Annotated in this window: 29 protein-coding genes; 14 read left to right on the plus strand and 15 right to left on the minus strand. The window is 55.8% G+C overall.

Annotation, left to right across the window (positions count from 1 at the left end; all coding sequences use genetic code 11):
* Positions 1 to 55 precede the first annotated feature (55 nt).
* The 15 genes from HK24_RS00625 to HK24_RS00695 form a co-directional block, all read right to left on the minus strand.
* Positions 56 to 784, minus strand: a complete 729-nt coding sequence (locus HK24_RS00625) for a head maturation protease, ClpP-related (protein WP_086632911.1) — start codon at positions 782 to 784, stop codon at positions 56 to 58.
* The gene (locus HK24_RS00630; RefSeq protein ID WP_086632912.1) at positions 781 to 2,118 is read right to left on the minus strand and encodes a phage portal protein; all 1,338 of its coding nucleotides are present in this window, start codon (positions 2,116 to 2,118) and stop codon (positions 781 to 783) included. The genes HK24_RS00625 and HK24_RS00630 overlap by 4 nt, the downstream gene beginning before the upstream one ends.
* Positions 2,106 to 3,899: a terminase large subunit gene (locus HK24_RS00635; RefSeq protein WP_086632913.1), complete on the minus strand. Its 1,794-nt coding sequence runs from the start codon at positions 3,897 to 3,899 to the stop codon at positions 2,106 to 2,108. The genes HK24_RS00630 and HK24_RS00635 overlap by 13 nt, the downstream gene beginning before the upstream one ends.
* Positions 3,889 to 4,476: a hypothetical protein gene (locus HK24_RS00640; RefSeq protein WP_086632914.1), complete on the minus strand. Its 588-nt coding sequence runs from the start codon at positions 4,474 to 4,476 to the stop codon at positions 3,889 to 3,891. Before HK24_RS00640 ends, HK24_RS00635 begins: the two co-directional genes overlap by 11 nt.
* A 187-nt stretch (positions 4,477 to 4,663) precedes the next feature.
* The gene (locus HK24_RS00645) at positions 4,664 to 4,978 is read right to left on the minus strand and encodes an HNH endonuclease signature motif containing protein (protein WP_086632915.1); all 315 of its coding nucleotides are present in this window, start codon (positions 4,976 to 4,978) and stop codon (positions 4,664 to 4,666) included.
* 18 nt (positions 4,979 to 4,996) lie between these two features.
* Entirely contained in the window at positions 4,997 to 5,800 is an 804-nt protein-coding gene (locus tag HK24_RS00650) for a DNA adenine methylase (protein WP_086632916.1), read from the minus strand.
* Between the two features lie 141 nt (positions 5,801 to 5,941).
* Entirely contained in the window at positions 5,942 to 6,553 is a 612-nt protein-coding gene (locus tag HK24_RS00655) for a DUF3164 family protein (protein ID WP_086632917.1), read from the minus strand.
* On the minus strand, positions 6,550 to 6,747 hold the full coding sequence (locus tag HK24_RS00660; protein ID WP_086632918.1) for a hypothetical protein: 198 nt from the start codon (positions 6,745 to 6,747) through the stop codon (positions 6,550 to 6,552). The genes HK24_RS00655 and HK24_RS00660 overlap by 4 nt, the downstream gene beginning before the upstream one ends.
* 42 nt (positions 6,748 to 6,789) lie before the next feature.
* Positions 6,790 to 7,641 carry a tyrosine-type recombinase/integrase gene (locus HK24_RS00665; RefSeq protein ID WP_086632919.1) on the minus strand — a complete coding sequence of 284 codons (852 nt, stop codon included), beginning with the start codon at positions 7,639 to 7,641 and terminating at the stop codon, positions 6,790 to 6,792.
* A 182-nt stretch (positions 7,642 to 7,823) separates the two neighbouring features.
* Positions 7,824 to 8,237, minus strand: a complete 414-nt coding sequence (locus HK24_RS00670; RefSeq protein ID WP_233125912.1) for a hypothetical protein — start codon at positions 8,235 to 8,237, stop codon at positions 7,824 to 7,826.
* Between the two features lie 160 nt (positions 8,238 to 8,397).
* On the minus strand, positions 8,398 to 8,958 hold the full coding sequence (locus HK24_RS00675) for a hypothetical protein (protein ID WP_086632920.1): 561 nt from the start codon (positions 8,956 to 8,958) through the stop codon (positions 8,398 to 8,400).
* Positions 8,959 to 8,963: 5 nt separating this feature from the next.
* Positions 8,964 to 9,467 (minus strand): hypothetical protein, encoded by a 504-nt coding sequence (locus HK24_RS00680; RefSeq protein ID WP_086633046.1) that lies wholly within the window; start codon positions 9,465 to 9,467, stop codon positions 8,964 to 8,966.
* A gap of 13 nt (positions 9,468 to 9,480) precedes the next feature.
* A complete protein-coding gene (locus HK24_RS00685) occupies positions 9,481 to 9,693 on the minus strand; it encodes a hypothetical protein (protein WP_086632921.1) in 213 nt (70 codons plus the stop codon).
* Positions 9,690 to 10,934, minus strand: a complete 1,245-nt coding sequence (locus HK24_RS00690) for a hypothetical protein (RefSeq protein WP_086632922.1) — start codon at positions 10,932 to 10,934, stop codon at positions 9,690 to 9,692. Before HK24_RS00690 ends, HK24_RS00685 begins: the two co-directional genes overlap by 4 nt.
* Positions 10,931 to 11,380: a phage regulatory CII family protein gene (locus HK24_RS00695; protein WP_086632923.1), complete on the minus strand. Its 450-nt coding sequence runs from the start codon at positions 11,378 to 11,380 to the stop codon at positions 10,931 to 10,933. Before HK24_RS00695 ends, HK24_RS00690 begins: the two co-directional genes overlap by 4 nt.
* Before the next feature lie 91 nt (positions 11,381 to 11,471).
* Between HK24_RS00695 and HK24_RS00700 the strand changes: the two genes are divergently transcribed.
* The 14 genes from HK24_RS00700 (at position 11,472) to leuS (ending at position 23,426) form a co-directional block, all read left to right on the plus strand.
* The gene (locus tag HK24_RS00700) at positions 11,472 to 11,726 is read left to right on the plus strand and encodes a hypothetical protein (protein ID WP_086632924.1); all 255 of its coding nucleotides are present in this window, start codon (positions 11,472 to 11,474) and stop codon (positions 11,724 to 11,726) included.
* 435 nt (positions 11,727 to 12,161) lie between these two features.
* The gene (locus tag HK24_RS00710) at positions 12,162 to 12,893 is read left to right on the plus strand and encodes a LexA family transcriptional regulator (protein WP_086632926.1); all 732 of its coding nucleotides are present in this window, start codon (positions 12,162 to 12,164) and stop codon (positions 12,891 to 12,893) included.
* Between the two features lie 90 nt (positions 12,894 to 12,983).
* Positions 12,984 to 13,322 (plus strand): hypothetical protein, encoded by a 339-nt coding sequence (locus HK24_RS00715; RefSeq protein WP_143412278.1) that lies wholly within the window; start codon positions 12,984 to 12,986, stop codon positions 13,320 to 13,322.
* Positions 13,319 to 13,708 (plus strand): hypothetical protein, encoded by a 390-nt coding sequence (locus tag HK24_RS00720; RefSeq protein ID WP_086632928.1) that lies wholly within the window; start codon positions 13,319 to 13,321, stop codon positions 13,706 to 13,708. The genes HK24_RS00715 and HK24_RS00720 overlap by 4 nt, the downstream gene beginning before the upstream one ends.
* Positions 13,698 to 13,946: a hypothetical protein gene (locus HK24_RS00725; protein WP_233125913.1), complete on the plus strand. Its 249-nt coding sequence runs from the start codon at positions 13,698 to 13,700 to the stop codon at positions 13,944 to 13,946. Before HK24_RS00720 ends, HK24_RS00725 begins: the two co-directional genes overlap by 11 nt.
* Positions 13,943 to 14,164: a hypothetical protein gene (locus HK24_RS00730; RefSeq protein WP_086632929.1), complete on the plus strand. Its 222-nt coding sequence runs from the start codon at positions 13,943 to 13,945 to the stop codon at positions 14,162 to 14,164. The genes HK24_RS00725 and HK24_RS00730 overlap by 4 nt, the downstream gene beginning before the upstream one ends.
* Positions 14,151 to 14,381 carry a hypothetical protein gene (locus tag HK24_RS00735; RefSeq protein WP_086632930.1) on the plus strand — a complete coding sequence of 77 codons (231 nt, stop codon included), beginning with the start codon at positions 14,151 to 14,153 and terminating at the stop codon, positions 14,379 to 14,381. The genes HK24_RS00730 and HK24_RS00735 overlap by 14 nt, the downstream gene beginning before the upstream one ends.
* Entirely contained in the window at positions 14,378 to 14,743 is a 366-nt protein-coding gene (locus HK24_RS00740) for a hypothetical protein (protein ID WP_086632931.1), read from the plus strand. Before HK24_RS00735 ends, HK24_RS00740 begins: the two co-directional genes overlap by 4 nt.
* A gap of 217 nt (positions 14,744 to 14,960) precedes the next feature.
* Complete coding sequence (locus tag HK24_RS00745) at positions 14,961 to 15,728, plus strand: hypothetical protein (RefSeq protein ID WP_086632932.1); 768 nt, start codon at positions 14,961 to 14,963, stop codon at positions 15,726 to 15,728.
* Positions 15,725 to 15,961: an AlpA family transcriptional regulator gene (locus HK24_RS00750; RefSeq protein WP_086632933.1), complete on the plus strand. Its 237-nt coding sequence runs from the start codon at positions 15,725 to 15,727 to the stop codon at positions 15,959 to 15,961. Before HK24_RS00745 ends, HK24_RS00750 begins: the two co-directional genes overlap by 4 nt.
* Positions 15,958 to 17,001 carry a site-specific integrase gene (locus HK24_RS00755; protein WP_233125914.1) on the plus strand — a complete coding sequence of 348 codons (1,044 nt, stop codon included), beginning with the start codon at positions 15,958 to 15,960 and terminating at the stop codon, positions 16,999 to 17,001. Before HK24_RS00750 ends, HK24_RS00755 begins: the two co-directional genes overlap by 4 nt.
* Positions 17,002 to 18,026: 1,025 nt before the next feature.
* On the plus strand, positions 18,027 to 20,165 hold the full coding sequence (locus HK24_RS00760; RefSeq protein WP_086632934.1) for a hypothetical protein: 2,139 nt from the start codon (positions 18,027 to 18,029) through the stop codon (positions 20,163 to 20,165).
* Between the two features lie 74 nt (positions 20,166 to 20,239).
* Positions 20,240 to 20,821, plus strand: a complete 582-nt coding sequence (locus HK24_RS00765) for a DUF3576 domain-containing protein (protein ID WP_086632935.1) — start codon at positions 20,240 to 20,242, stop codon at positions 20,819 to 20,821.
* Between the two features lie 7 nt (positions 20,822 to 20,828).
* Positions 20,829 to 23,426, plus strand: coding sequence for a leucine--tRNA ligase (gene leuS, locus HK24_RS00770; protein ID WP_086632936.1), 2,598 nt, complete (start codon positions 20,829 to 20,831; stop codon positions 23,424 to 23,426).

Genomic DNA, 23,426 nt, shown 5'->3' on the forward strand with positions numbered 1-23,426 from the left:
GCTGCCGTAAAGTCATGTCTGATTCTGCCTCCCCTGGAGGTCAGTCAGAGCATGGTCAGACGGTGTTTTCGGCCTCGGCCAGACGGGCCATGCGCCGACGCGAGCAGAGCGCCATATCGGCCGCCAATGCGAGGACATCCTTATCAGGTGTCAGATCGATCTTGGCGGATGGCGAGGTCGTGCGGTCATCATTCACGATGACGTCTGCCAGACCTGCATCCTTGGCCTCTTCGGCCGTAAACCAGGTCTCGGCATCCATCAGTGCGGAAATCTCTTCGACACTCTGGCCGGTTTTTCCGGAGTAGAGGGCCGCCATCTGACCATCGATCTTGGCCATGACACCGGCCGTGGCTGTCATGTCGGCTTTGTTGCCGACGACAAGGCCCCAGGCATTGTGGATCATCATGAAGGCGTTTGGTGCGATCATGACCGTATCGCCCGCCAGAGCAATGTAGGAGGCCGCCGAGGCTGCCAGACCGTCAATGATGACATTGACCGTGCCATCATGCTGCTTGAGCGAGGCATAGATAGCCAGCCCATCGAACACGTCACCGCCTGGGCTGTTGATGCGCAGGTTAATGGGTCCGGGACCGACCTGCGCCAGCTGGTTGGCAAAGTCCTTTGCCGTCACACCCCAAAAGCCAATTTCGTCATACAGCAGGATCTCGGCCGGTTGCCCGTCTGCACGTGGCCGGCTGGTCAGGGTCTGGGGAAGCCCTGCCTGCGTAAAGGCCAGGAGAGCGCGGTTTGAGAACCGGCCAGCCTGGGCATTATAGCGTTTCATTCCTGTTGCCCTGGTGAAGGTTGAGGAACAGGCGGGGCATTATCCGGCCCCTTCGCTGCCTGTGTCGTCAACGGCACGTTGGTGCTGTTGATCAGTGGCGTGTCGCCGCCCTTGACGGGTGGTCGGTTCTTTTTCCGGCGCGCCTCATTGATGGTGCTGACACCGCTGGAGATCTCGCTTTGCATGACCGATGCCGTTTTGGCTGGATCCATGGACAGCAAGCCATCCCGGTCAAATTCTGCGAACACACGCGTGCCCAAGAACAGCTTGTAATTCAGCTCGCTTTCGATCCGTCTCAGATCTGCATCGAGCGAGAAGATGAGGTACGCCAGTGTGTTCTCGGACAGGCCTGTGCCCCAGGACGTGGTCTTGTCCGTCTCATTCAGCAGGTGAAGCGGGACGCCGAAGAAACGGGAAATATCCGCCACCTGGTAGCGTCTGGCTTCGATGGTCTGGAGATCCTGTGGCGAGAGCTGAAAGGGCGTGTATTTGGACCCTTCATCCGCGATGACCGTTTTGCCCCAGTTGGCTACGCCCGTGTGAGCCTCTTCCAGCTGGCGGCGGAGCCGTTTGAATGCTGGATCAGACATTTTCCCAGGCACCTGCATGACACCGCTCGGCATCGAGGCGTTCTGATGGACACGCCCGGTGCGCTCTTCCATCGAGCGTGCCAGGCCGACCGATCCGCGTGCAAAAGACTGGATCCGGGACAGGCCCTTGATTCCGTCAAAGCCCGGTCCGGGAATGTGCAGCATGTCCTCCTGGTGCAGCACTTCGCTGTTGCCGTCATCATCCGTGCAAACGTAGAAATTGATGCCACGCTTGCCAGGCAATCGGACCACTTGAACCTGCCAGGGCATATAGGCGTCAAAGCCGATAACGCGGCCCGCGTTGTCGTAGCGGATCGCGCTGTAATGATTGCCCCAGAGCAGCATGTTCACGCCCCAGAGTTCCCGCCAGGAGAAAGCCGTAAGAGCCCGCCCTGGAAAAGGTGCAGTCTGAAGGAGTGGCATCAGCCGATGGTTCGGCAGTTCTTCGCGCTGCCCGTCCGCAGACAGGCGATAGATCTTGAGCGGCAGACCCGCGATGACGCCGGCTTCCAGGGTCACGCATCGATAGACCGCCGAGCAGGCCATGGCCGTGCGCTCACTGACAGGCGGCATCCAGTCGTCATTGGTGCCTGGTAGCCCCAGAAACTCACCCCAGCTGCCGATGTCCGAAAGAGGCGTGCCGGGATTTTCGAGGCTCTGGGCCATCACGGGCGGCAAGACACGCTCGATCCGTTCCGAGGGGGGACGTTGAGAGCCGCCGAAAATACTGTTCAGGAATCCCATAGATCCTCACGGTCAAAAATGCTTTTGGGTCCGGGTGGCTCCGGGTTTTTGGACATACAGGCCACGGCATCGAACGTGGCCATCAGGGGATCGATCTTCTTTCCGCCTGCCAGCTGCTTGGTGATCTCGATATTGTTGCCCCGTGCCTGGGCTTTGGCGTTGCCAACCGCCCAGGCCATGATGGGACGGCCGCCATGATGGAAAGACCCGTCCGCCAGCTTGCGCTCCAGGGTCTTGATTGGCCCAGTGAGCTTCCAGCCCTGACTGACACCGACGATCTGGCTTTCCTCGATTCCGCGACGGCGAAGCTCAAAGACGATTTCCGCGACCCCAGCCGGATCGAGCCCGATCAGGGCAAGTTTGCCCGATCGGTTGAGATCCTCTGCGATGTCGCCCAATTCAATGATGTCATCCTGCATGAGTGTGACCAGGACGAGATCGCCTTCTTTCTCGAAATCAAGATAGCGGGGAGCCTCTTCTTTGCGGGTCTTGAGGACATCGCAGAAGACCCAGCTGCATTGCCAATGCAGCCACTCTTCAGTTTCCTCATCACAGCCCAGAACGACCATGGACAGAAAGTCATCCAGGCCACCGCCGTCAATGCCGGCGACGAGGACACGAGAGCGTCTTACAAGCTCTTTTAGGGTCAGGTTCGGATCACCGCACTTTTCCCAGTATTTCGCACCGGCCCAGGCCTTTTCTCGCAGGGAGAGACCGACTTGGACATTCAGATGCTTTGCCATCCAGACCCGTAACGGGCCTTCACCGGCTTCCTTCTGCTGGTCAAACTGACTGAGAAGGAACTCCTCACTGACTGACAGCCCGTAGTTCGGATTGGTGATGTACCAATTGTCTGGATCTTTGTGTTTTTCACCCTCGATAAGAGAGGCGGGAAACTCATAGATGACTGGAAAGAACTTCTTGTTCTCCAGCTTTCCGTCCCGGACAGACCGGGCATATTCCAGCTTTGATTTGAAGACGCCCGCTGGCTCTTCTTCCGACTGAGTGGACAGGTAGATCACGAAGCCTTCTGGCCGCGAGGACATGCCGCCCATGGCCTCCATGATCATGTTTTCGCCTGTCGGTTTCTTCCCGAATTCCCACAGTTCGTCGATCAGGATCCCAGTGGCTTTCTTGCCAACGACTGCCTGACCATCAGCCGCAACGACTTTGAGCGTGGCCCCTGTCTGTCGGTGGGTAATGACGCGGTTGTACTGCTGGACGTGGAAGATTGCGTCCAGGTCCGGGTCGTTCAGGACCATGTCTCGCGCCGGTTTAAAGGCGTTGTCAGCTGCCTCCTTGGTCGGTGCCAGAATGAGAAATTCGGCAGACCGCCGCCAGTTCAGGACGAGCTGGGTCAGCATGACGCCGGCAGCGATGGTGGACTTGGTGTTCTTCTTGCTGACTAGCAGGAAGAATTCGTTGATGTGTCGGACGCCTGTGTCCGGATCGTAGGATCCGAAGAAGGATGCCGCGAAATCCTTCAGCCAGGGACGGCAGGACTCACCAATCGTTGGTTCGCCCATCACATCGACGAGCTTCAGGGCGTTGAAAACGTCCATGCCCTGCTTGGCAGCGTCAGGAAAGAGTGGTGCGCAGGGGATCAGGCTTTCGCGGGCAACAATCCGCTGTTCCCAATCAGGGCAGGCCGTTGACCAGGTGAGGCTCGCAACGGCCGCTGTAATAGCTGCGACCTGTTTAACCGCTTTTTTGATGCCCGATCGTTTTGGTGTCGTTTTTCGTGCCCGCGAGGTTGTTTTGACCGTCCCCTCACTTCCCATTGTTCACCACGAGCTTGGGCTGGTTCATCGGAGCAAACCGACCTGAAGACGCGTTTTCCGCCGCGTCTTTCTGCTGCTCTTTCTTGCCTTTTTTGGCACCAGCTTTGCCGCCCAAAAGTGCGACCGTCTGCGCAATCGTTTTGAGCGAATTCGTACGCATCGGGTGGCTGATGGCTTTCATCATGGCATCCCGCCGCCGAGAATTTTCGTCGTTAGCGGTCTCGATTTCAATCGCTTCCGAGATTTCGCCATGGTGCGCCGTGATGTCTTCCAGTTCATCGGTCATGCGCTCGGCCAGGCTCAAAAGGCGGCCTTCCAGGTCTTCGGGAATGGCCTCCGCGACGACAGGTGAGGGGCGTTTTTGCGCAACTGGACGTTGGTGCGCAGTGGTGCGCACTTTGGGAGTGGTTGTGCGCACCTTTTGCGCGGCCGTTTTCTCCCATCCTTCAGACGCGATGCGCTTGCGCAGGGTGCTTTCAGCAATCCCGAATTGCTTTGCAATCTGACGGTTTGACAGGCTTCCCGCGCAATAAGCGTCGGCAATTTCCGCCCAGTCTGTTGGCGGTTTCTTCGACATTCAGGACCGTCCTGCGCAGGATGGTGCGCACCTCATTTCGTAATTTCAGGAAAAATTTTCACGCGTGGGACTGGCGCGGTTACGCCCCCTGGGCCGGCCTGAAGATCCGACCCACCCCCCTCAATCCGTACCATTTCGGTATGGTTTGACGTGTCGAGATGAAAAAAACGGCAGTTTCCCGACATTTTCACCAGTTTTTGGCAGTTCGCCTTGCTCTGGCCTGCGCTGTCTTGGCTGTGTGGCACGAACCACAGAGCAGCTGGACGTTCTTCGGGTCCAGCTTCGCACCGCCGTCCTTCAGCTCAACGATGTGATCACCGAAGATCCGGCAGCCCGTGCGGCCGCAGCGCTCGCAGACGCGTCCACGCTGTTTGAGGATGGTGGCCATCAGGCCTCGCCATTCCTTCGACACGTAGAACGCATCCGCGGTCTTGGGAGGAACGCGGGCAATGCTGGTGTCCAGCACTGCTAACCCGCTGTTGATGCAACGTAGCAGTGCCATGACACTCTCCCGTGTGGTCTAGTTAGAGATCAGAACTTCACCGCGCTTCCCAGCTGCGTTGGGATTGATCGAGTAGTTCACGTCCACGCTTTCAATCCGGAACCGGTTGAATGTTTCCCGGACCTCAGGGCGATCATTCAAAGACAAGATGAAGCGGCCTTTGATCGATGCCAGAGCATCAGCCATCTGCATGAACTGATCGCGGCTGAAAGCCGCTGCATAGTCGTTCTCGTTCCCCCAGTAAGGCGGATCCAGATAGAACAGCGTTTCAGGCCGATCATAACGCGTGATGACATCTGCCCAGGGCAGACACTCGATGACGACGCTTGAGAGGCGCGCATGCACGTCTTCAAGGATCGGTCCAAGCGTTGCGACGTCAAAGCGGGCAGGGCGCCCAACGGAGACGCCGAATGCCTGAACCTTGGTCTTCCCGCCGAATGCCATGCGCTGGAGATACAAAAACCGAACAGCACGCTCCAGATCAGTCAAACTGGTCGCTTCAGCACGCCGGAGTCGTTCAAACTCGTCTCGGCTTGTCACCTGCCAGCGGAGCATGTCCATGAGTGGCACGTAATGCCGCTGGAGGATCCGGAAGAGGTTGGCAACATCACGGTTCAGATCGTTGATGACTTCAGCCTTCGACCTGAACGGACGCCGCAGAAATACGCCTCCCATGCCAACAAATGGCTCAACATAGGTGGTGTGCGGAATGTCCTTGATCCGTTCGCTAATGGTCTTCGCTAGACCACGCTTTCCACCAAGATAGGGCGCAACAGGACGCACAGGTGCGACAGGGATAAGTCCCTGATTCGACTCCCTCATTTATTTACCCGATAAAAAGCCCCGCCACTGCAGTGGTCGGTGGGGCAGCTTCGCTGTGGGTGTTAGTCGCACCCGGATCAGCTGTGTACGCAGCTTATCCCCCACCACAAGACTGCGTCCAATCAAATGGCAGGAAGCTGTTCAGGCCTTGGCGATGTCCAAGGGCACCTGAATGAACGCGCTGTCCGGTGATGCGCGCTCGTGAAAACGGATGTAACTCCGAGAGGCATTGACCTTCACCGCGTCAGTGATGGCTTGCATGGCGCGTTTCCATTCCTCATCGTCAATCGAAAGCCGGCGCAAGCCCAAGATCTTCGAGACGTTCAGCTTGCCTTCCTTGCCCACGTCAAAGGCATCCGTGACAACAGCGCGGATGTTGGCGTTTCCGCCTTCCGTCCAACGTGTCAGGCAGCTGTCCACCAGTTCCTTGGCGATCTGGAGTTCAGGGCCGAACGTGATGGTGTCACTGATGGCGATGGTCACGCGCTCGCAGCCGTCATAGGTCGACAGCGTCAGATTGCCCTTCGCACCGCCTTTCTTGGCTCCATACTGTTCAGCCAGAAGGTCCAAAAAGGCCCGGATATCGCTGTCCGCAGTCTCACGGAACTGGCGCATGGTTTCGCGGATAGTGCGGGCCTGCTCGAACAGCTTGCGCACCAGTTCGTCCTGGAGAAGGTCTTCCGGCTTCACGTTCGCACGCGGGACAAGGCGTCCAGCGGAATCCTTCATGTAATCGTCGGGATTGTGACTCATGCCTGTTCTCGCTTGCGCTTGGCTTCAACTGCGCGGGCACGGCGTGCCTCGGCAGCCGCCCAGATCTTCATTCCAGGCATCCGGGCATGGTGCGCCGTGCGTTCGTAGCGCTCGGCTGCGCGGGTCCAGAAATCCACGTGCTCGGCCCGGATCTCGGCTGGCGTCTCAGGGCGTCGTCGGTATCGAGTGCTCATTTCGCTCTCCAATAATGGCCGACGCCACCGCTTCGTGAGGCGTCAGTCTTTCAGGTAATTGCCGCCGCCATCGCCCTCTCGGACGTGGGCGTATCGTGTGGTGGTCTTCAGGTCGGAATGTCCCAAAGTCTGCTGGACAACATGGGCTGGTGCACCGTTGTCCAATGCGTGTGAGGCATGGGCGTGCCGGAACCAGTGCGCAGAGGCATCAGGCAATCCGGCACGCTTCGCCGCCCGCTTCACGAGGCGATGTGCCGCTCTCAAGTGAAGCGGGCTCCCATCGTGACCGGGGACGACAGGCGTATCGGGACGCCAGTCGTCTGCTCTCACAGCCACGATCTCTTTCCACAGCTTTGCGCGAACAGACACATGCCGTGTCTTGTTCCCTTTGCCGAACACAGAGGCCACGCCTCCCTGTTGACGCCGTGTCATGTCTCGCCATTTGAGGGCGCACATCTCTGAGATGCGCAGCCCCATGTAATAAAGGACATTCAGAGCAACCTGCTTTCGTGGGCAGGGCTCCATGTCGATGATGCGCCGCACTTCCTCTTCCGTGAGGATCCGCTCACTGAGACAATCGCGCCCACGCTCCAGGCGAAGCGCTGCGCCAACGTCCACATCCAGAAAACCAACGCGGACCCCGAAGGCCAGAGCCGATTTGACGGATGCCAGCTTTCGCCGGCGCGTGGCGTCTGATCCTATGAGGCTGTCAAACCAGCCTTGCAGGTCATCCAGGACAACATCCGCAAGCGGCTTGCCTGTCCACTGGCGGAACGCATCCACATCCGCACGATAGGCGCGGGAGGTGTTCGCAGACCGGTTGTGGAGCCACATATTCACGAGGCGATCGTCATCAGAGATACGGGGCTTTTTCGCGTCCGTCGCTGGCGCCATTGGCCCAACTCTCCGACAAGGTATTGAATTATAAAGGTTTCCGATCCTGCGGAGACCCTGAAAAACCGTCAGATAACGCTGATTATCTGACGGGTTATGAACCCATCCAGAGGGTTATCTGACACTCTGTCCTGATAGGCTTGTCAGATAACTCTGGGTTATCGTGTCGGCTTTTGCTCTGGTCAGTCAGAAGGCGATCCGCCTTTCTTTCGACCACGATCACCGAGCTTAGGACCGCGTGCCAGGACAGATTGATACAATCCTGAGCCGCCAGCTTCTATCGTCTGGGCTTCGAGATCCCGACGAAAGCTGGCAAGGATTTTTCGTATGGTTGCAGGACTGGCCTGCATGACGCGGCTGTCCCAGGTGTTGCTGTGCCAGCGATGATCCGTGCACCGCACGACCGTGGATCCAGCAAGGCTCAGGAATTTTTCGCGCTTTCCGCCCCAGACTGAGACATCGGCGCGATGGATAAAGGTGCGATTGAAGATGACAGGCACGCAAAGTGCCCGCGCACCTTCGACCGCCAGCACAAAATAGTGCTGCGCGCCGCGACGGCACACGTCGCCTGCGCTCGCAGGTGCGAGTGTCCGCATTTCTGATTCACTTATGGGGAGGCAAAACGCCAATAAAAAAGACGTGGACCGTTTCCAGTCACACGTCTTCGCAGAGATTAAAAGTTTACTGTCTGTTCCTGTTTCAGGTCAAGAAGGTAATCAAGATTAGCCCCAGAAAAATCATTTATCCGAGCGCATTTTAGGGCACATCTGGAACTTTTAACTCAGTACGAATTTCAACTAAAAATGTTTCTACCAGACTTCTCAAGAAGTTAAATTGTTCAATAATTTTTAGCCTGTATTCGTCCAGCTTTATTCGGCGATGTTGTTCTTTATCGAAAACGCGATAATAAAGATTTTTCATTGATACATATCTGGATGTTAGAAATCGCAATTCTTTAGTAGTTTTTTCTATTGCATTAATATGAAATTTATTTCCAAATAAATTGTTTATTCCATCTATTAATACCATTATATCATAATATTCTTTAACTATTTCATTTGAGTTGCTTGGATTTTTTTCTAGCCAAACTTCAATTTTCTGGACGGCGCGAGAACGAACTTCATATAGGCTTATTTTATACTGATTAGCAGCTATGTCCCTTTGTGCTTGGGTTGCCTCTTTGGCTTCTATTGAGACCTTGTAAGCAACCCAGGCAACCGCAGCAGGAACAGCTGCTTTCATGGCATCCCAAGCAAACGCGAGAACGTCTGTAGATTTCCAATTCGGGATTACCCAAAAGCAGCTAAAATCAGTCATGCGGATTATTTCACTTTGCTTAAGTTTACCTCATAGTAGTCCGCGACCTGCTCTAAGAGAAGCTCAACGGTTCCAGTCATGCTTTGACGATTTTTGCCGTACATTTCGGCAATTCTAGCGACTGACAATCCGTCCAAAACAAGAAGAACCAGAAGATCAGCAGCATAACGCCCCAACGTCCTACGGACGCCCTCACAGCGCGCCACGGCTGCGGAGCGTGCCAGCATCATGTCTTCAAGAGTGCCTTGGCCAGTAGATCGCCGCTCTGGATCGGCTGCTCCCATAATTCCGGTCTCAAAATCACGAGCCCAACGCTGCGCAGCATCGACATGCCACTGCTTGATAGTGCCGCTGCGCAAGAGACTGTAAAGGCCAACGCCGCGGCGCATAACCTCAGTCCTGACTTTATTAATCTCCAGTTCTGCAAAGGTAATTCGTTGGTTCCAAGCCCCGGTCATCGGGACGATTTCTTCTTTAAGGTCTTCAGTTGCCTTGGCGGCAGTAGTCATTTGCATTCCACGTTCATGTGGGGTTGCGCTTCATAAATCGGCCGTCGGCATCCCGGGTCGATGTGAGCCGAGCCAGACGGGCCTGGAGTGTGACAATCTCCAGGGCTTGGTTCGCTACTGTCTTCGCCATGGTGTCAGCGCGCTGTTGCGCCTGGTCGCGTTCGAGGCAGACAGTATCGAATTCGGAATGGGCGAAAGAGGCGAGGGCGCGTCTCAGTGTCCTCACGCTGCCTGCTCCTGCGGACGGTACCAGGAAAGATACGCATCCCGTTCTACGGCGCACGAGGGAAGCCCGTTGGACTTTGCTACATCTGGCCAGTCCCGCATCATCGCAGTGAAATCGCGGTTTTCAGCCAGCATTTCGGTCCGGAGCTTCAGCGCCCTGGCATAATCATCCAGCGCTCTGACTTCCCACGCCGCAAGCGCAGGGGCTGGTGGTGCCGGTTCGGTTGACACTCCGGCCTGATAATCAGCCCAGAACCGTTCAATCGGTTTACAGAAAGCCCCCATTCGGTTGGCAGTATCACCGTTCAGGGCCATTTTCTCGGCATGCTGCTTTACAGCTTCCACCAGAATATCCGCTGGAACACCGTCCCGCAGGAAGCGACCGCAAATGCTCTTGGCGAAACCGGCCTGACCATCAGGGAGGCGTCCAATCTTGAGAACGCGGGCCACAGTCTGAGAGATCAGGGCTTCTGGAACTTCAAGAGCCGGTTTCTCGGTTTGAGTTTCTAAATCAGTTTCGGTTTTGGTTTCTGCCGGTTTCGTAGATTTAGAATTAGAAAGGTTATTATCTCTCTCTAACTCTAGATCTACGGGAAACTCAGAAACCGGTTTCGAAACTGAAACCCCTGAAACCAAAACCGTTTTTGAAAACTGGTTTAGGTTTTCGGTTTCGGAATTCCGCCCACCAGAAACAGCCGACAGGAGGCGCATTTCACGTTGCTGGTTAGCTTCATGTTCTTCGGTAGCTTCACGCTCCCGACGTAGACGAGCCTCTGCCCGCGTTTCACCCTTGCGGGGACGGCCGCCCTTGTCGGCATTAGCACGGGACGTCATCGCCTTCACACTAGCATCAGGAGCGAATTCACCGGCCGCCTGGCGGGCTTGGAACTCTTCCAGGTGTCGTTGTCGCTCGGCACGCGCCTCAGCCCGCTCCAGGCGACGGATATGGCGCTCTACAAGGTGAGGGCTGTACAGCGCCCCGTCTTCATCGCGCAGGATGAAGCGTGTGAACTCAAGTTCCGGCAAAACACGCTGCAGCACATCGACAGTCTCGCACGCCATCTGCGCCACCTGGGCATCATCCAGCGCACGGCCGCCAACGCGGAACACAACGTCACGAGCCGCTTTAAGCGCATCCATGAGCGAATGAAACACGCCGCGCTGCTCGGCCGGGAGAACCTTCAGGAACGCCATTGACGGAACATCGTCACGGTCAAACGTGGCGGGGATCTGGATCGTCATGCTTGCGATCCCTTCTTGATACGAGACCTGACGGCACGAAGGCCGTGGCTTACTGCCGTTTGCAGCTTGCAGAGTTCGGCTTCGAGTTCGACAGCTTCACCATCATCGATGACGCCGTCCGCCATGATACGAACTGTCGTGGTCATCGTGTCGCCAGCGCGCTTGGCCACCAGTTCCATACTGGACGGAATATGGCCTTCCCCAACGTGGACTGGCACCAGAACATATCCAAGATGCTGCGCCATAACCGTTAGGATCAGCGGCTCCTGGGCAAACTCATCCAGAGCGACAGCCACATCCACCGGGATGACCGAGGAAGAATGGCGCTTCTGGTATTCAGAGATCCGCGCACGACTGACACGTGAAGCCTCGGCTGCTGGATCTACACCGCCGATAGCTTTTACGGCCATCTGAGTGGCGGTCTTGATGCGGGAAAGCAGCGTCATGCACCCGCTCCTCTCGCTGTGGTCGAGGACTCGCGTCCCCGACCACGATCGTCCATTCTGCTCTCGGGCAAACAAACAGGAGACGATTCTAATGTCTGAGTGGAAACTTCGCAAAGACGGTCAGGTAGACTTGTCTGCCGTGACTGGACACCAAGTAATAAAAATACACGGCGCATCAGACGTGGTTCTGATCGTCCACGCCGCTTCTGCACCAGAGCACTTGCCTGCCGGTGATCGACAGGAGCAGTTTTCTTTAACGCCTCAAGCTGCAATTGCTCTGGGCGAAGACCTGATAAAGACCGCGAAATCTGCTCTTGAGGATAGACCCTCCGGTCCCCTGCAATAAGCTGGTCTGGAGAAACCGACCAAGGATCATAATTCGGCAAGACAGCATCTTGCTGACGGCGGCATGAGCGAAGCTTACGCTTGAGAGTATGAAGGATGCTCATGCTGCTTGCTCCGCTTCAGGGCGGATAATGATGCTCTCAGGCCAAGAGGCGTTGAGCGGCCAGTTTTGTGAAAAAAAGCTGACTACGCGGTTAAAGGTATCAACTCGGCATCCCCCTCCAGTGCGTAGCCGAGAAAAGAAATTCCCGTCACACCCCGCAAGATTGGCAATGCGGGCCTCAGAAATTCCACGGGCCTTAGCCATGGTTTCTGCGAGGCACACAAGTTGTTTCCGATAATCCAGCATCATCACTCCGTACGCGATACTTTCATCGCATACGGTACGATACTCATATCGCACGACAATGACAAGCATATGCGACAGAATTATCGCATGAGCTACGATTTGCTATTGGCCCGTATCGACGAGCGGTTGAAGGCGACTGGCATGTCTGAACGCAAGGCATGCATCACCGCTGATGTTGGTTTGAATACCATCCGACATATTAGGAAGCGCGGTCACGCGCCCAAGCCGGTGAACCTTCAAAAACTAGCCGTAGCGCTTGGAGTAAGCCCGTCTTACTTTCTTGATGCAGCCGGGGGGGATGAGCCAGTTCAGACGGCACGAGCCCCAGAGGCAGAAGAGGTCCCTGTGGGCACGGTGTATGTTAAAGGTGCCGTGCAAGCTGGTCTGTGGCAGGAAGCTTTAGACTGGCCTGCTGAGGATTGGCGCGCGATTAACGTGCCAGCTGATAGCCGTTATATCGGTGTAGAACGATTTGGTTTGCTCGTTCGAGGAAGCAGTATGAATCGTGTCTATCCAGAAGGAAGCATTGCGATTGCGGTGCGTACTGATTGTATAGGCAGAATGCCGCGGACTGGCGAGCGGGTCGTTGTCCTAAAGCGCGGCGAAAGTGGCCTCGAAGCAACGATTAAAAAGTATGAAGAAACTCCGGAAGGTAGGAGAATTCTGTGGCCTGAGAGCTACGATCCCGCCTTTCAAGCACCGGTAATTCTCGATGATGTGGCATTGGCTTTATCGCGTGACGGCCATGATGCGGATCATGCGTCTGCACTAGACCTAGAAATTATCGCGATCATCGTTGGTAGCTACAGACCCGAATAAAAATGCGATAGTTTTGTCGCATTTGCACTTGATAGCGATAAAACTATCGCATAACGATATCTCTATCGCACCGATGCGATGGAGATCGATATGTCATTGCCCGCAGGTGAGGCGCGCCAGTCTCACACCCTTATCAGTTTCGACGTTGCGAGAGCGCTCATCATCCTGCGCCGCAACCTACCGGACAGCTTTCATCACCTTTCAGGTCTGAAGCTCGCTGCATCCCGCGCTTATGTTCCCGTCTTCGTCATGCTTGGCGAAGCTGACCACTGGGACATGTTTGCAAACTACGCCACCCAGCATCATGACCCGATGATACCGAACGGAATCCGGTGGGCCTTCGTGACGGTTTTCCGCGACATAGCGAACACTTGGCGCTGCCGTGCGCCTTCGCGCCAGCTGACCCATGACTTGGGAGCTGCAGCATGATGCGTCCGCTTCATCCTCTCCTGCATGGTCATACCGATCAGACGTTTGCAGAATATCTGTCTGACCGCCCGCTGGCAGTCCAACAGAAAGCTCGGGAGCGCCGCGTGTGCCTGGTGCATGCACGCGCAAGAGCTGCTGATGCTTCTATTCCCGGCATTGCCAAAGCGTATGCAGCCACAGCTGAAGCTGTTGAGGCAGAATTGGTCGCTCTGCTGCACGCCACGAAGCCGGCAGAGGCCATCCCGTTTCCGGAGCCTCCCGTGCGCGGTCCTCAGGCCATGCAAGATCTGCTGATGCGCACTGAGGCCGCAAAGGCGTCTGGTCGCCTTGCTGGCTTCCTGCGCTTTTGCACCGACCTTCTGCCAGGAGGGCGCGATGTCCACTGAAGCAAGAACGCCGGAGATGTTTACGGTTTGCATGCTTGGCGTTCGCCCTCGGCCATATGCGGGCCAGCGTTACACCGAGTACAAAGACGCCGAGCAGCAGGCAAAAGACGACGTCCGCGAGACGCTATGTGACCACGATATCTATTTGGGTAATCGCCTGGTCGCCACGGTCTGTTCGCCGTCCTTCGCAGGGAAAATCAAGGTCGATCTGACTGAACTGGGGAGCCGCTACGCATGAACGGCCTTCACTCAGACATGCGCCGCCTGCGCAAGAAAGCGGCTGCCCTTGGCTGGTCAGCGGCCCGTACCAACGGCGGCCACCTGCGATGGACGCATAAAACGGGCGGAATTGTCTTCAGCCCATCCACACCAAGCGATGTCCGTTCGATGCGCAACACTCTTGCCAGGATCAAACGGGAAACTCCCAAGGGAGATCACACTCATGCCACGCAGTAAGCCACTCCCACCCCCGGTCAGGGATGTTGAGCCCAAGCCACTGCCTGGGACATTGAGGCCAGAGAAGTTCGTCATCGTTGGCTGGCAGTACCTCGACCAATTCAAGAACTGGGTCGGTGCCCGCAATGAGCATCATGCACGGAGCTGGGCTTCGATTTTAGAGACAGACTACCGGGCTATTTACGCCAAGTCTTCCGCGCAGGATGCCGCGAAATGACCCAGAACACGGAACAGAAAGTGCGGACGCGTGAATATGGCGAAGCAAAAGCCCTAAAAATCCAGCGGGAGCTGCGGCTTTCATCCCATGACTTGCCCGCGCTGGCTCGTCATGCGCGGCAATGTTTTGAAGAGGGCGCAGCGGAAGAGCAGCGCCGGAAGGATGCGGAGATTGCGTCCCTGAAGGACGCCGAGCAGCTTGCGCGGTCTGATGCCGAGGCGAGTAAGGCGCGGGCTGAGAAGCTGAAGAAGGTTGCATTAGACGTTCTTCAGGTCTGCCAACGATCGAAGATGGGGCCGAGTGATTTGGGATATGTGACAAACATGATCCGCGCAGCCCTCACACGCGAGGGAGGGGTGTGATGGAATACTCATGGAGCCCGCCGAAATATACTACGGGGAGGATCGTTCGTTTTGAATGGGGTAGGAGTATCTGGAAAACAGGCAGGATCTGCTCCCTCGAAACCAAATACGATCATAAAGGAGCTGCCTACCACATATATCGTATCCAACCCCTCGGAGGCGTAGCGTGCAGGTGGGTAACTGAAGGCCTCATGGCTCCAAGACCGGGAGACCCGGCATGAGCGGATCTGCAATCGAACGGCTAGGTCATGAAGAGGTGGACGGCAGGATCGTCCATAATGACCGCGCTATGTCTTGGGAGGAAGCCGACAAGCGGGCTGGATTCCGCCTGGATCGCCGCAAGTCATGGGCGTTTATCCATAACAAGCGCGATATTGGCCTTCCTGAGCTTTGCGAAATGATTTCCTTCACGCGGGCGTGCAGCGACTGTGAAGACAGTGAAAGCATGTATTGCACACCGACTGGCAGCGGTTGCCGCGAGTGCGGATACACTGGGAAACGCCGCGATCATTACTTTGTCCCTTTTTGCCGCCCGAAACGCATCCGGAAGGCTTGGACGGTAGTTGTCGCGAGGTGGGCTGAAGGCGATAGCTGTATTGTATATGGCCCCTCAGCCAGCAAGGTTCGAGCTGAAGTGCGAAGGGAATTGGATGACGTCTCATTTGCAGACATCACAGTCCGACGCTGTAAAGAAAAGGACATCAGCCTTCCGGCTCCGGACGAGATTGCCTTGGGACTTACACCTAAGGAACGCGATGTGCTCTTGCACGCCCATGGCTCGACTTGCGGTGATGTTATGAAGGCAGGCTTCAGGGACGACTATTACACGGACCGAGCCAATCCTGTTCTTTGCTCACTGGTGGAGAAAGGATTGATGCGGCAATCAGATCGCGAGGTGCCTTGGGGAGAAGGAAAAGTCTATTTCTTCACGACAGACGCCGGCAAGCACTGCGCGAACTCCCTTACGCCGGAGTACAACCCATGACTGATAAGCGCCTCTATACGACCCGAGAGGCAGCAGAATACTTGGCTCTATCCGAATCATCTTTCAGGACGGCCGTCGCACCGCATTGCCGGAAACTTTCTCCTGTGCCTGGTCGGGTAGCTTGGGCACGAGAAGATCTGGACGCGTGGGTAGATGGTCTGCTGGGAACGAAACGGCAAAGCATTCCTACGCCAGCATTGCCGGTTAATCCACTGGATCGTTTCGTTACGTGACCATTATCCGCCTGAAATATATCCAGAAGGTTAGGGATCGATACGGCAAGTACAGACTTTATTTCCGGAGGCCAGGACATCAGTCTATACGGCTTCCGGCCCAAGAAGATGCCCGCTTCTTACTTGCCTATCAGGAGGCTCTGGCGAAAACGGAAACAATAGAACGGCCGCCAGCACCGAAAACGCTCGCCTACCTGATAGATCTCTGGATGGAATCCGCCCGGTTTATGTCTTTGGGCAAAAATACTCAGACGAACTACCGCCGATTGTTGCTGTCGATACAAAAAGCGCCATATGCGGACGATTATGTAGAGCATTTTCAGACACTACATCTGCGTCGGTTCGTTGCAGAATTTTCTGATAGGCCGGCAGCAGCAAATCATCGGATTAAATTGTTTCGCATGCTGTTCGACTATGCCGTCGATGACGGCTGGCGTGCAGATAATCCGGCTATTCCTCTCAAGAGATACAAAGAAAAGGCTGATGGTGTTGAAACGTGGTCTGATGAGCAGATCCAGCAATATGAAGATCACTGGTCTAGCGGGTCCGTCCAGCGTCTAGCCTTGGCGTTATTGTTATACACTGGGCAGCGTCGAAGTGACGTGGTGAGGATGGAACGGAAGCATCTGCGCGGGGACATTATTGAAGTAACCCAGCAAAAGACTGGAACGTCCCTGATGATACCTGTTCACCCTAATCTGATGACCGAACTAATTCAGGCACCTGAGAATGGTAATTTCTTACAACGTCGTAATGGAGAATCATTTACAGCAAATGGTTTCTATATGCGCTTCAAGTCATGGCGAGACGCAGCAGGTCTCCCGGATGGCCTAAGCCCGCACGGCTTAAGAAAAGCTGCTGCACGGCGTCTGGCAGAGGCCGGATGCACAGCGCATCAAATTGCCGCGATAACTGGCCACACGACACTGTCAGAAGTGCAGAGATACACCCGCGCCGTTGACCAGGAGAAGCTGGCGAGAGAGGCGATGAAGCGGATGGATGCTGTAAAACAATCCCTAGGAACTGTAAAACAGTCCTAAAAAATGGCTATTTACTGCGACTCTTGTGAAGATATGGTGTCCGCGAGAGGATTCGAACCTCCGGCCCCAGGATTCATACCACTTCGACTTTCGCCGCCATGCCTTTGGGCATGTTCGTGGTCTGGACTGTCTCTTCACCACAGCCCCCTAAGCGGCCAAGGTGTCACCCTTACAGTCTCTACACCTTCTTTCCGGTCAATGCGGAAAGCTTGGCTCGGGATTGGCACGGTTCAAGTGAACCAGAGCGTTCCCCGAATTTGAGTGAATCCACCATGAAGTTTCCTGTCATGGCGCCCAATTCAGACCTTAGGAATCCTGTGCTCTATCCTGCTGAGCTACGCGGACACACGAGGAGCTAGTTATCCTAAGATGCTTTCACCTGCAAGCATCGCTCTGGATAGGGTCAATACTGAAAAAAATGTTATTATTTTGCAAACCAAATATGATATCAGTGAAGCGGAAACGTTATTCATTCCGTAATTTAATTATCAAATTAACATAAAAACGTAAATCATATTTCCAATTATCGGGTTTTTGGCGTATTTATATGTCTAAATTTGGAGGCGAAAATGTAAGAACATTCTTGCACTTTCGTGTTGTCTGTGGTTCCAGTTATCCCTGTCTACATAGTTTTTTGATATCAAACTTTCAGAAGTGCCTGTGTCAAAAGCTGTCTCTGATGAAGTGCCATAGTTTTGGCTTATCCTGTGGATAGGTTGAGAAAGTAGTACGTAGCTGGGTGGTATATCTTTGCCTCAATGTATGAGTGCGAAGAATTGCTATCCTCGAAATAGACCCCTCCATAAAGATTTCAAGAAATCTTCTGATGGGGTGTGGTTGCTGAACATTATCAGCGCCTGGGTAGGGAGGACGGTAATGCCACAGCCTGTTCCTACAGCGAGCGTTTTGAAACGCCTGTTCCAGGGCTGTTAGGGTTGAGGGTTGCTAGCCATGGTTTCGCATCGAATATCTGATCGAGATAGTCTGCGTCCTTTTCATGCGTTTCGGTCTGACTGCGGGTATTGATGGGTATGACTAAGATGCTTTCAAGTTCAGTGCGCCAGGCCCGCGAAGCAGACCCTACACTTCTCCGTCTCAAGCTTATTGGGCAAATGGAAGCGCGCACCCTGACCGGAGAGAGTGTTCTTCCTGTTGGAGGTAAAACACGCGCGCTTCTGGCTATTCTGGCTCTGTCTGACAGGAAGCCCGTTCTTCGTTCTCGACTGGCTGAACTGCTATGGAGTCGTCGGCCAGAAGATATGGCGCGCGCTTCATTGCGGCAGGAAATTCACCGTCTTTTGGACGCTCTGAGCCCCTTGGGCGTCGAGATCATAGATGTGCAGCGGCATTCTCTTATGCTGAAGCCAGCTCTGACGTCTGTGGATGCTGAGCGTATTCTCACAGCCAGTGTTAGGACCATCGACAGTATCCCGGCGCCAGAGGAAGTGCTGCTTGGAGAGCTTAGCGGAATCGATGTTGCACTGGATGAGTGGCTCAGTCAGCAGCGCGCACGGCTCTCACATCATCTTCTCGGGCTCTACGAAGGCTGTCTGCGCGAGTTGACTGACCCAGAGCAGGTTGATGACGTTACGGATCGTCTTCTCAAGGTTGATGCCCTGAATGAGGCCGCATGGCGGGCCAAGATTCAAAGTGCTTTGCGTCGCGGTGAGCAGGCAAGGGCCGTTCTCCTGGCGGAGCAGGCCGTGCGAGCCTTTGGGCAGGAAGAGGGGCATGTGGCAGGCCCTGTTACCCAAGCATTAATTTCCAGTGTTCTGAAGGCAGCAGGGCTCGAGCCGAGCATTGGGGCCGCAGGTATTGCCGAGCTGGACGGCGCTTCGGTGCTATTTTCAGGCAACGACGATACTCTTGCTGTTCCTACAGGCGCACAGCGTACAGATCCGATGCTGGCATTACCGCTTCATCTTTCGCAGATGGCAGCAGGACAATCCCGAAAGATCTCCCTGCTTGTATTGTCGCCGTTTGCGGCGGACGGTTTGAAAGATGCCGAGCTGAAGTGCGCGACCAGCTTGAGCGATCAGTTTGAACTTCTGTTCGTTCATGTCGACACTTTTGATATTGTGGCAAAGCCTGAAGGTTTCGTTCCAGACCCGGCCAACCCCCTTGCATCGTATCGCGGCCTCGGCGCCGATTATGTGGTGACCGGCGCAGTTCGGGCCGGTGCCTCGGATAATGCTTTCCGGCTTATCCTGAAGGTTCTGGATGTTCGGGCCGGTGGTTTTATCGTCTGGGGCACTTACTACGATCTGCCAGATCTGGACCCGATGTCAGTCAGCAACGGACTGATGGGGCCTGCAACGGCAATGCAGTGGGGCCTTCTCCTTGCAGAGGCACGCCGTACGGCGAACCGCGCAGACAGTGAACTCTCTGCTCTGGGTAAAGCGACCAGGGTTTTCATGTTGCTGTTGAAGCGGGACAATGCCCTGTTCCCGAGGATTAGTCAGCTTCTTGACGCTGCGGGGATTGAAGATCCGCGGGAAGGTACCGTGGCAGTGATGCAGGTGCTCTACTGCCTGATCCGCTACGAAAATGACTGGAGTACGGCCGGAACAGCGCTGCTTGCGCGCGGCATCGAGTTTGCGCGCCTGTTGGTGAATCTCAAGCCGGATGCGCCTGGGATGGCCATTCTTTTGTCCACGCTGCTGATGCACGATCCGGCATCTGTGCCTCTGGCACGTTCCATCATGCGGATGTGTGAGAAGTCTATGGCTGGGGCTTCAAGCATGCATAACATGCACGATGTGCTGCTATGCCGCGTCCTGTTACATGTTCTGGATGGAAACCTGGCTGAGGCCGCCGCGGTAGCAGGAAAGCTGCGTCACAATCCGTATCATTCTCCACTTTCAACACTGATCAGACCGTTTTTCATGATGGTCATGATGTTGGGCGGAGAACGTCAGGACGTCATTGAAATGGGGCGTCTGATGGCTGGGCTGCACCCCAATTACTCGAGCACGCTGGTCTATTATCTGGCAGCTCTGGTGCTTGAGGGCGAAAGTACTGAGGAAATCCAGCAGGTTCGACAGCATTTGCACCGTCTGGTTCCGGATCTGACAATTGAGAAGATTTTGAGTCGTTTTCCGTATCTGAGTGCGGCCAAAAAGGCGGAGCTGCGGCAGGCTTTCAGCTCAACAGGTCTTTTATAAAGCGATCATGTGCAGGTAGGGCGCTTGGCCTTACCCGATGAGCGCGATATGAACACGGAATTGATGTTGCCCGGATTCAGGTTTCGCCAGTCTGTCTCCATGCCCGTGACGGCCCTGGCCCGGCCCGCAGGACCACCATGATGTCTCGTATGCAGATGATTGTTTCCAGCTCTTCCCGCCGTTCAGCGCTTCGGACGGCCGTGGGCATTCTTGTCCTCGGTACAGTTGCTGCCTGTGGCGGCGCTCGCGATCCTAGCAGCCTTACTGCGCCCCGCAATCATCTGCTCGGCGTTGATCGCGGGGCAGAAGGTGGCGCTGACCAGCTCAAGGGCGGCGTTAATGCCTATCTGTGGCGTGGCGCGATCGATACGCTTTCGTTTATGCCGCTGGCTTCCGCCGACGCAGTCGGTGGTGTCATTCTGACGGACTGGTATCAGCCGCCGTCCAGCAAGGGCGAGCGCTTCAAGATTGCTGCGTATGTGCTTGACCGCCGTATGCGTTCTGACGCGCTTCGCGTGTCGGTATTCCGGCAGGTGTTTCAGGACGGCGAATGGCAGGATACTCCGGTTTCAGCCACGACCACGTCTGACATTACGACCCGTATCCTGACCCGCGCCCGCCAGTTGCGTGCAGAAAACGGCGAACAGGGTAACTGAGTTAGACATGAGCGACACGACACATACGGCTTTCGATTTTCAGTCCCGGGAGCCGTTCTGGCAGGCAGAGTGGAAACAGCGGAATGTATTTGCTGTTCCAGATGTGCCTCCGGCTGATCGGCCAAAATATTACGTTCTGGAGATGTTTCCGTACCCCTCCGGCCAGCTGCATGTTGGCCATGTGCGGAATTATACGCTTGGAGACGTCGTAGCGCGGTATAAGCGCGCACGAGGGTTTTCGGTGCTTCATCCTATGGGATGGGACGCTTTTGGACTGCCCGCTGAGAATGCAGCGCGAGAACGCAATGTGCATCCTGGCAAGTGGACGATGGAAAACATCGCCACAATGCGCGGCACGCTGCAACGTCTCGGCTTTTCCTTGGACTGGGACCGCGAAATCGCGACCTGCCTTCCGGAATATTACGGCAAGCAGCAGAAACTGTTTCTGGACATGCTCGCCGGTGGTCTGGTTGAGCGTCGGGATTCGTCTGTAAACTGGGACCCGGTCGATGAGACGGTTCTGGCCAATGAGCAGGTTGTCGAGGGACGCGGATGGCGGTCCGGAGCGCTGATTGAGAAGAAGGTTCTTTCTCAGTGGTTCCTGAAAATTACCAAATTTGCTCAGCCGCTGCTTGATACGCTGGGGCAGCTGGATCGCTGGCCGGAACGCGTGCGGACGATGCAGGAACGCTGGATTGGGCGTTCAGAAGGTGCGCGTGTCCGTTTCGCTCTTCATAGCCCGCCGTCGGGCTTCGACATTGATCTTGATGGTATCGAAGTCTTCACGACCCGGCCGGATACGCTGTTCGGATTGAGCTTCGTTGGTATTGCCGCGGATCATCCGCTGGCAGCCAAGGTCGCGCGGACTAATCCTGCTGCGGCTGAATTTATTGAAGAATGCCGTCGTCTTGGAACATCCGAAGAGGTGATTGAGGCCGCAGAAAAGCGTGGCTTCGATACGGGTCTTCGCGTCAGCAATCCTTTGAATCCAGATCAGACGGCGCCTGTCTGGATCGCCAATTTCGTGTTGATGGATTATGGCACGGGGGCAGTGTTTGGGTGCCCGTGCGGCGACCAGCGTGATCTTGATTTCGCTCACAAGTATGATCTCGCCGTGCCTCAGGTTTTGCTGCCCGCTGGTGAAGATGCTGAGACATTCCGCGTTAGCCGGAAGGCTGTCTCAGGCGAAGCCACACTCTACAATTCGGGATTCCTGGACGGTCTGGCTGTTGCAGTCGCCAAAAAGACCGTCATCGAGCGTCTCGAAGGCATGGGCGTTGGGCATGGCGTCGTAAACTGGCGTCTGCGGGACTGGGGAATTTCCCGTCAGCGTTACTGGGGCTGCCCAATCCCCATTATTCACTGTGAGAAGTGTGGTGCAGTTCCGGTTCCGGATGATCAGCTGCCAGTTGTCCTGCCAGAAGATGTGACATTTGATCGGCCGGGCAACCCGCTGGATCATCATCCGACCTGGAAACACGTTTCCTGCCCAAGTTGCGGGTCTGCCGCCACGCGGGAAACAGACACGTTCGACACGTTTGTGGACAGTTCGTGGTACTTCGCCCGCTTTACCAGCCCGCATGCGCTGACGCCGACCGTACCGGCCGCGGCTGATGGCTGGCTGCCTGTCGATCAGTATATCGGCGGAATTGAACATGCGATCCTCCATCTGCTCTATGCGCGCTTCTTTACCCGCGCCATGCATGAGACGGGTCACCTGGGTCTGGATGAGCCGTTTGACGGCCTCTTCACTCAGGGCATGGTCACGCACGAAAGCTACAAGGACGGGGCAAACTGGCTCTATCCGGAAGAAGTCGAGCGTCGCGGCGATGTGGTTGTCCGACGTGACACGGGAACGCCCATCCAGGTCGGACGTTCTGAAAAAATGTCCAAGTCCAAGCGCAATACGGTCTCTCCGGTAGAGATTATTGAGCGTTTTGGTGCCGATACGGCGCGGTGGTTTGTGCTGTCTGACAGTCCGCCAGAGCGTGACATGGAGTGGACAGCGTCTGGCGTGGCTGCTGCGGCCCGGTTTGGGCAGCGCCTGCATCGTCTGGTTTCCGCTGTGGCTGCGGCTGATCCGATTGACAGTGCGCATGGCTCGGCTGGAGATGATCTGCGCCGTGCTACGCATCGTGCCATTGCCGCCGTCACAGAAGCTTTGGAAGCGTTCACGCCCAACGTCGCAGTAGCTCGATTGCATGAGTTGACTTCCGCTCTGGCAGAGGCGCAGGGCAAAGAAGGGACTGGTTTTGCTGCCGCACGACGGGAGGCCGCCTCCGCGCTGTGTCTGCTGTCTGCACCAATGATGCCGCATCTTGCTGAAGACATGATGGCGGTTCTCGAACCTGGTGGTGAACTCGTTGTGGATCGGGCATGGCCCGAGGCGCAGGATGAGTGGCTTGCAGTTCAGAGCGTCACGATTGGTGTGCAGGTGCTTGGAAAGCTGCGTGGAACAATCCAGGTGCCACCAGATGCGCCGAAGGATGACGTTCTCGCTGCGGCGAAGGCTGAGCCTAATGTTGCCCGGGCCCTTGAGGGCAAACGTCTGGTGAAGGAAATCCACGTTCCCAACCGGATCGTCAATTTTGTGGTAGCAGGCTGA

The organism is Gluconobacter sp. DsW_058, from assembly GCF_002153615.1.
GTDB lineage: Bacteria > Pseudomonadota > Alphaproteobacteria > Acetobacterales > Acetobacteraceae > Gluconobacter > Gluconobacter cerinus.

What these genes read in the sequence shown, in the direction of transcription:
- HK24_RS00625 (WP_086632911.1), bottom strand. Translation starts at nt 784, where the DNA reads ATGAAACGCTATAATGCCCAGGCTGGCCGGTTCTCAAACCGCGCTCTC.
- HK24_RS00630 (WP_086632912.1), bottom strand. Translation starts at nt 2,118, where the DNA reads ATGGGATTCCTGAACAGTATTTTCGGCGGCTCTCAACGTCCCCCCTCG.
- HK24_RS00635 (WP_086632913.1), bottom strand. Translation starts at nt 3,899, where the DNA reads ATGGGAAGTGAGGGGACGGTCAAAACAACCTCGCGGGCACGAAAAACG.
- HK24_RS00640 (WP_086632914.1), bottom strand. Translation starts at nt 4,476, where the DNA reads ATGTCGAAGAAACCGCCAACAGACTGGGCGGAAATTGCCGACGCTTAT.
- HK24_RS00645 (WP_086632915.1), bottom strand. Translation starts at nt 4,978, where the DNA reads ATGGCACTGCTACGTTGCATCAACAGCGGGTTAGCAGTGCTGGACACC.
- HK24_RS00650 (WP_086632916.1), bottom strand. Translation starts at nt 5,800, where the DNA reads ATGAGGGAGTCGAATCAGGGACTTATCCCTGTCGCACCTGTGCGTCCT.
- HK24_RS00655 (WP_086632917.1), bottom strand. Translation starts at nt 6,553, where the DNA reads ATGAGTCACAATCCCGACGATTACATGAAGGATTCCGCTGGACGCCTT.
- HK24_RS00660 (WP_086632918.1), bottom strand. Translation starts at nt 6,747, where the DNA reads ATGAGCACTCGATACCGACGACGCCCTGAGACGCCAGCCGAGATCCGG.
- HK24_RS00665 (WP_086632919.1), bottom strand. Translation starts at nt 7,641, where the DNA reads ATGGCGCCAGCGACGGACGCGAAAAAGCCCCGTATCTCTGATGACGAT.
- HK24_RS00670 (WP_233125912.1), bottom strand. Translation starts at nt 8,237, where the DNA reads ATGCGGACACTCGCACCTGCGAGCGCAGGCGACGTGTGCCGTCGCGGC.
- HK24_RS00675 (WP_086632920.1), bottom strand. Translation starts at nt 8,958, where the DNA reads ATGACTGATTTTAGCTGCTTTTGGGTAATCCCGAATTGGAAATCTACA.
- HK24_RS00680 (WP_086633046.1), bottom strand. Translation starts at nt 9,467, where the DNA reads ATGACTACTGCCGCCAAGGCAACTGAAGACCTTAAAGAAGAAATCGTC.
- HK24_RS00690 (WP_086632922.1), bottom strand. Translation starts at nt 10,934, where the DNA reads ATGACGATCCAGATCCCCGCCACGTTTGACCGTGACGATGTTCCGTCA.
- HK24_RS00695 (WP_086632923.1), bottom strand. Translation starts at nt 11,380, where the DNA reads ATGACGCTGCTTTCCCGCATCAAGACCGCCACTCAGATGGCCGTAAAA.
- HK24_RS00700 (WP_086632924.1), top strand. Translation starts at nt 11,472, where the DNA reads ATGTCTGAGTGGAAACTTCGCAAAGACGGTCAGGTAGACTTGTCTGCC.
- HK24_RS00710 (WP_086632926.1), top strand. Translation starts at nt 12,162, where the DNA reads ATGAGCTACGATTTGCTATTGGCCCGTATCGACGAGCGGTTGAAGGCG.
- HK24_RS00715 (WP_143412278.1), top strand. Translation starts at nt 12,984, where the DNA reads ATGTCATTGCCCGCAGGTGAGGCGCGCCAGTCTCACACCCTTATCAGT.
- HK24_RS00720 (WP_086632928.1), top strand. Translation starts at nt 13,319, where the DNA reads ATGATGCGTCCGCTTCATCCTCTCCTGCATGGTCATACCGATCAGACG.
- HK24_RS00725 (WP_233125913.1), top strand. Translation starts at nt 13,698, where the DNA reads ATGTCCACTGAAGCAAGAACGCCGGAGATGTTTACGGTTTGCATGCTT.
- HK24_RS00730 (WP_086632929.1), top strand. Translation starts at nt 13,943, where the DNA reads ATGAACGGCCTTCACTCAGACATGCGCCGCCTGCGCAAGAAAGCGGCT.
- HK24_RS00735 (WP_086632930.1), top strand. Translation starts at nt 14,151, where the DNA reads ATGCCACGCAGTAAGCCACTCCCACCCCCGGTCAGGGATGTTGAGCCC.
- HK24_RS00740 (WP_086632931.1), top strand. Translation starts at nt 14,378, where the DNA reads ATGACCCAGAACACGGAACAGAAAGTGCGGACGCGTGAATATGGCGAA.
- HK24_RS00745 (WP_086632932.1), top strand. Translation starts at nt 14,961, where the DNA reads ATGAGCGGATCTGCAATCGAACGGCTAGGTCATGAAGAGGTGGACGGC.
- HK24_RS00750 (WP_086632933.1), top strand. Translation starts at nt 15,725, where the DNA reads ATGACTGATAAGCGCCTCTATACGACCCGAGAGGCAGCAGAATACTTG.
- HK24_RS00760 (WP_086632934.1), top strand. Translation starts at nt 18,027, where the DNA reads ATGGGTATGACTAAGATGCTTTCAAGTTCAGTGCGCCAGGCCCGCGAA.
- leuS (WP_086632936.1), top strand. Translation starts at nt 20,829, where the DNA reads ATGAGCGACACGACACATACGGCTTTCGATTTTCAGTCCCGGGAGCCG.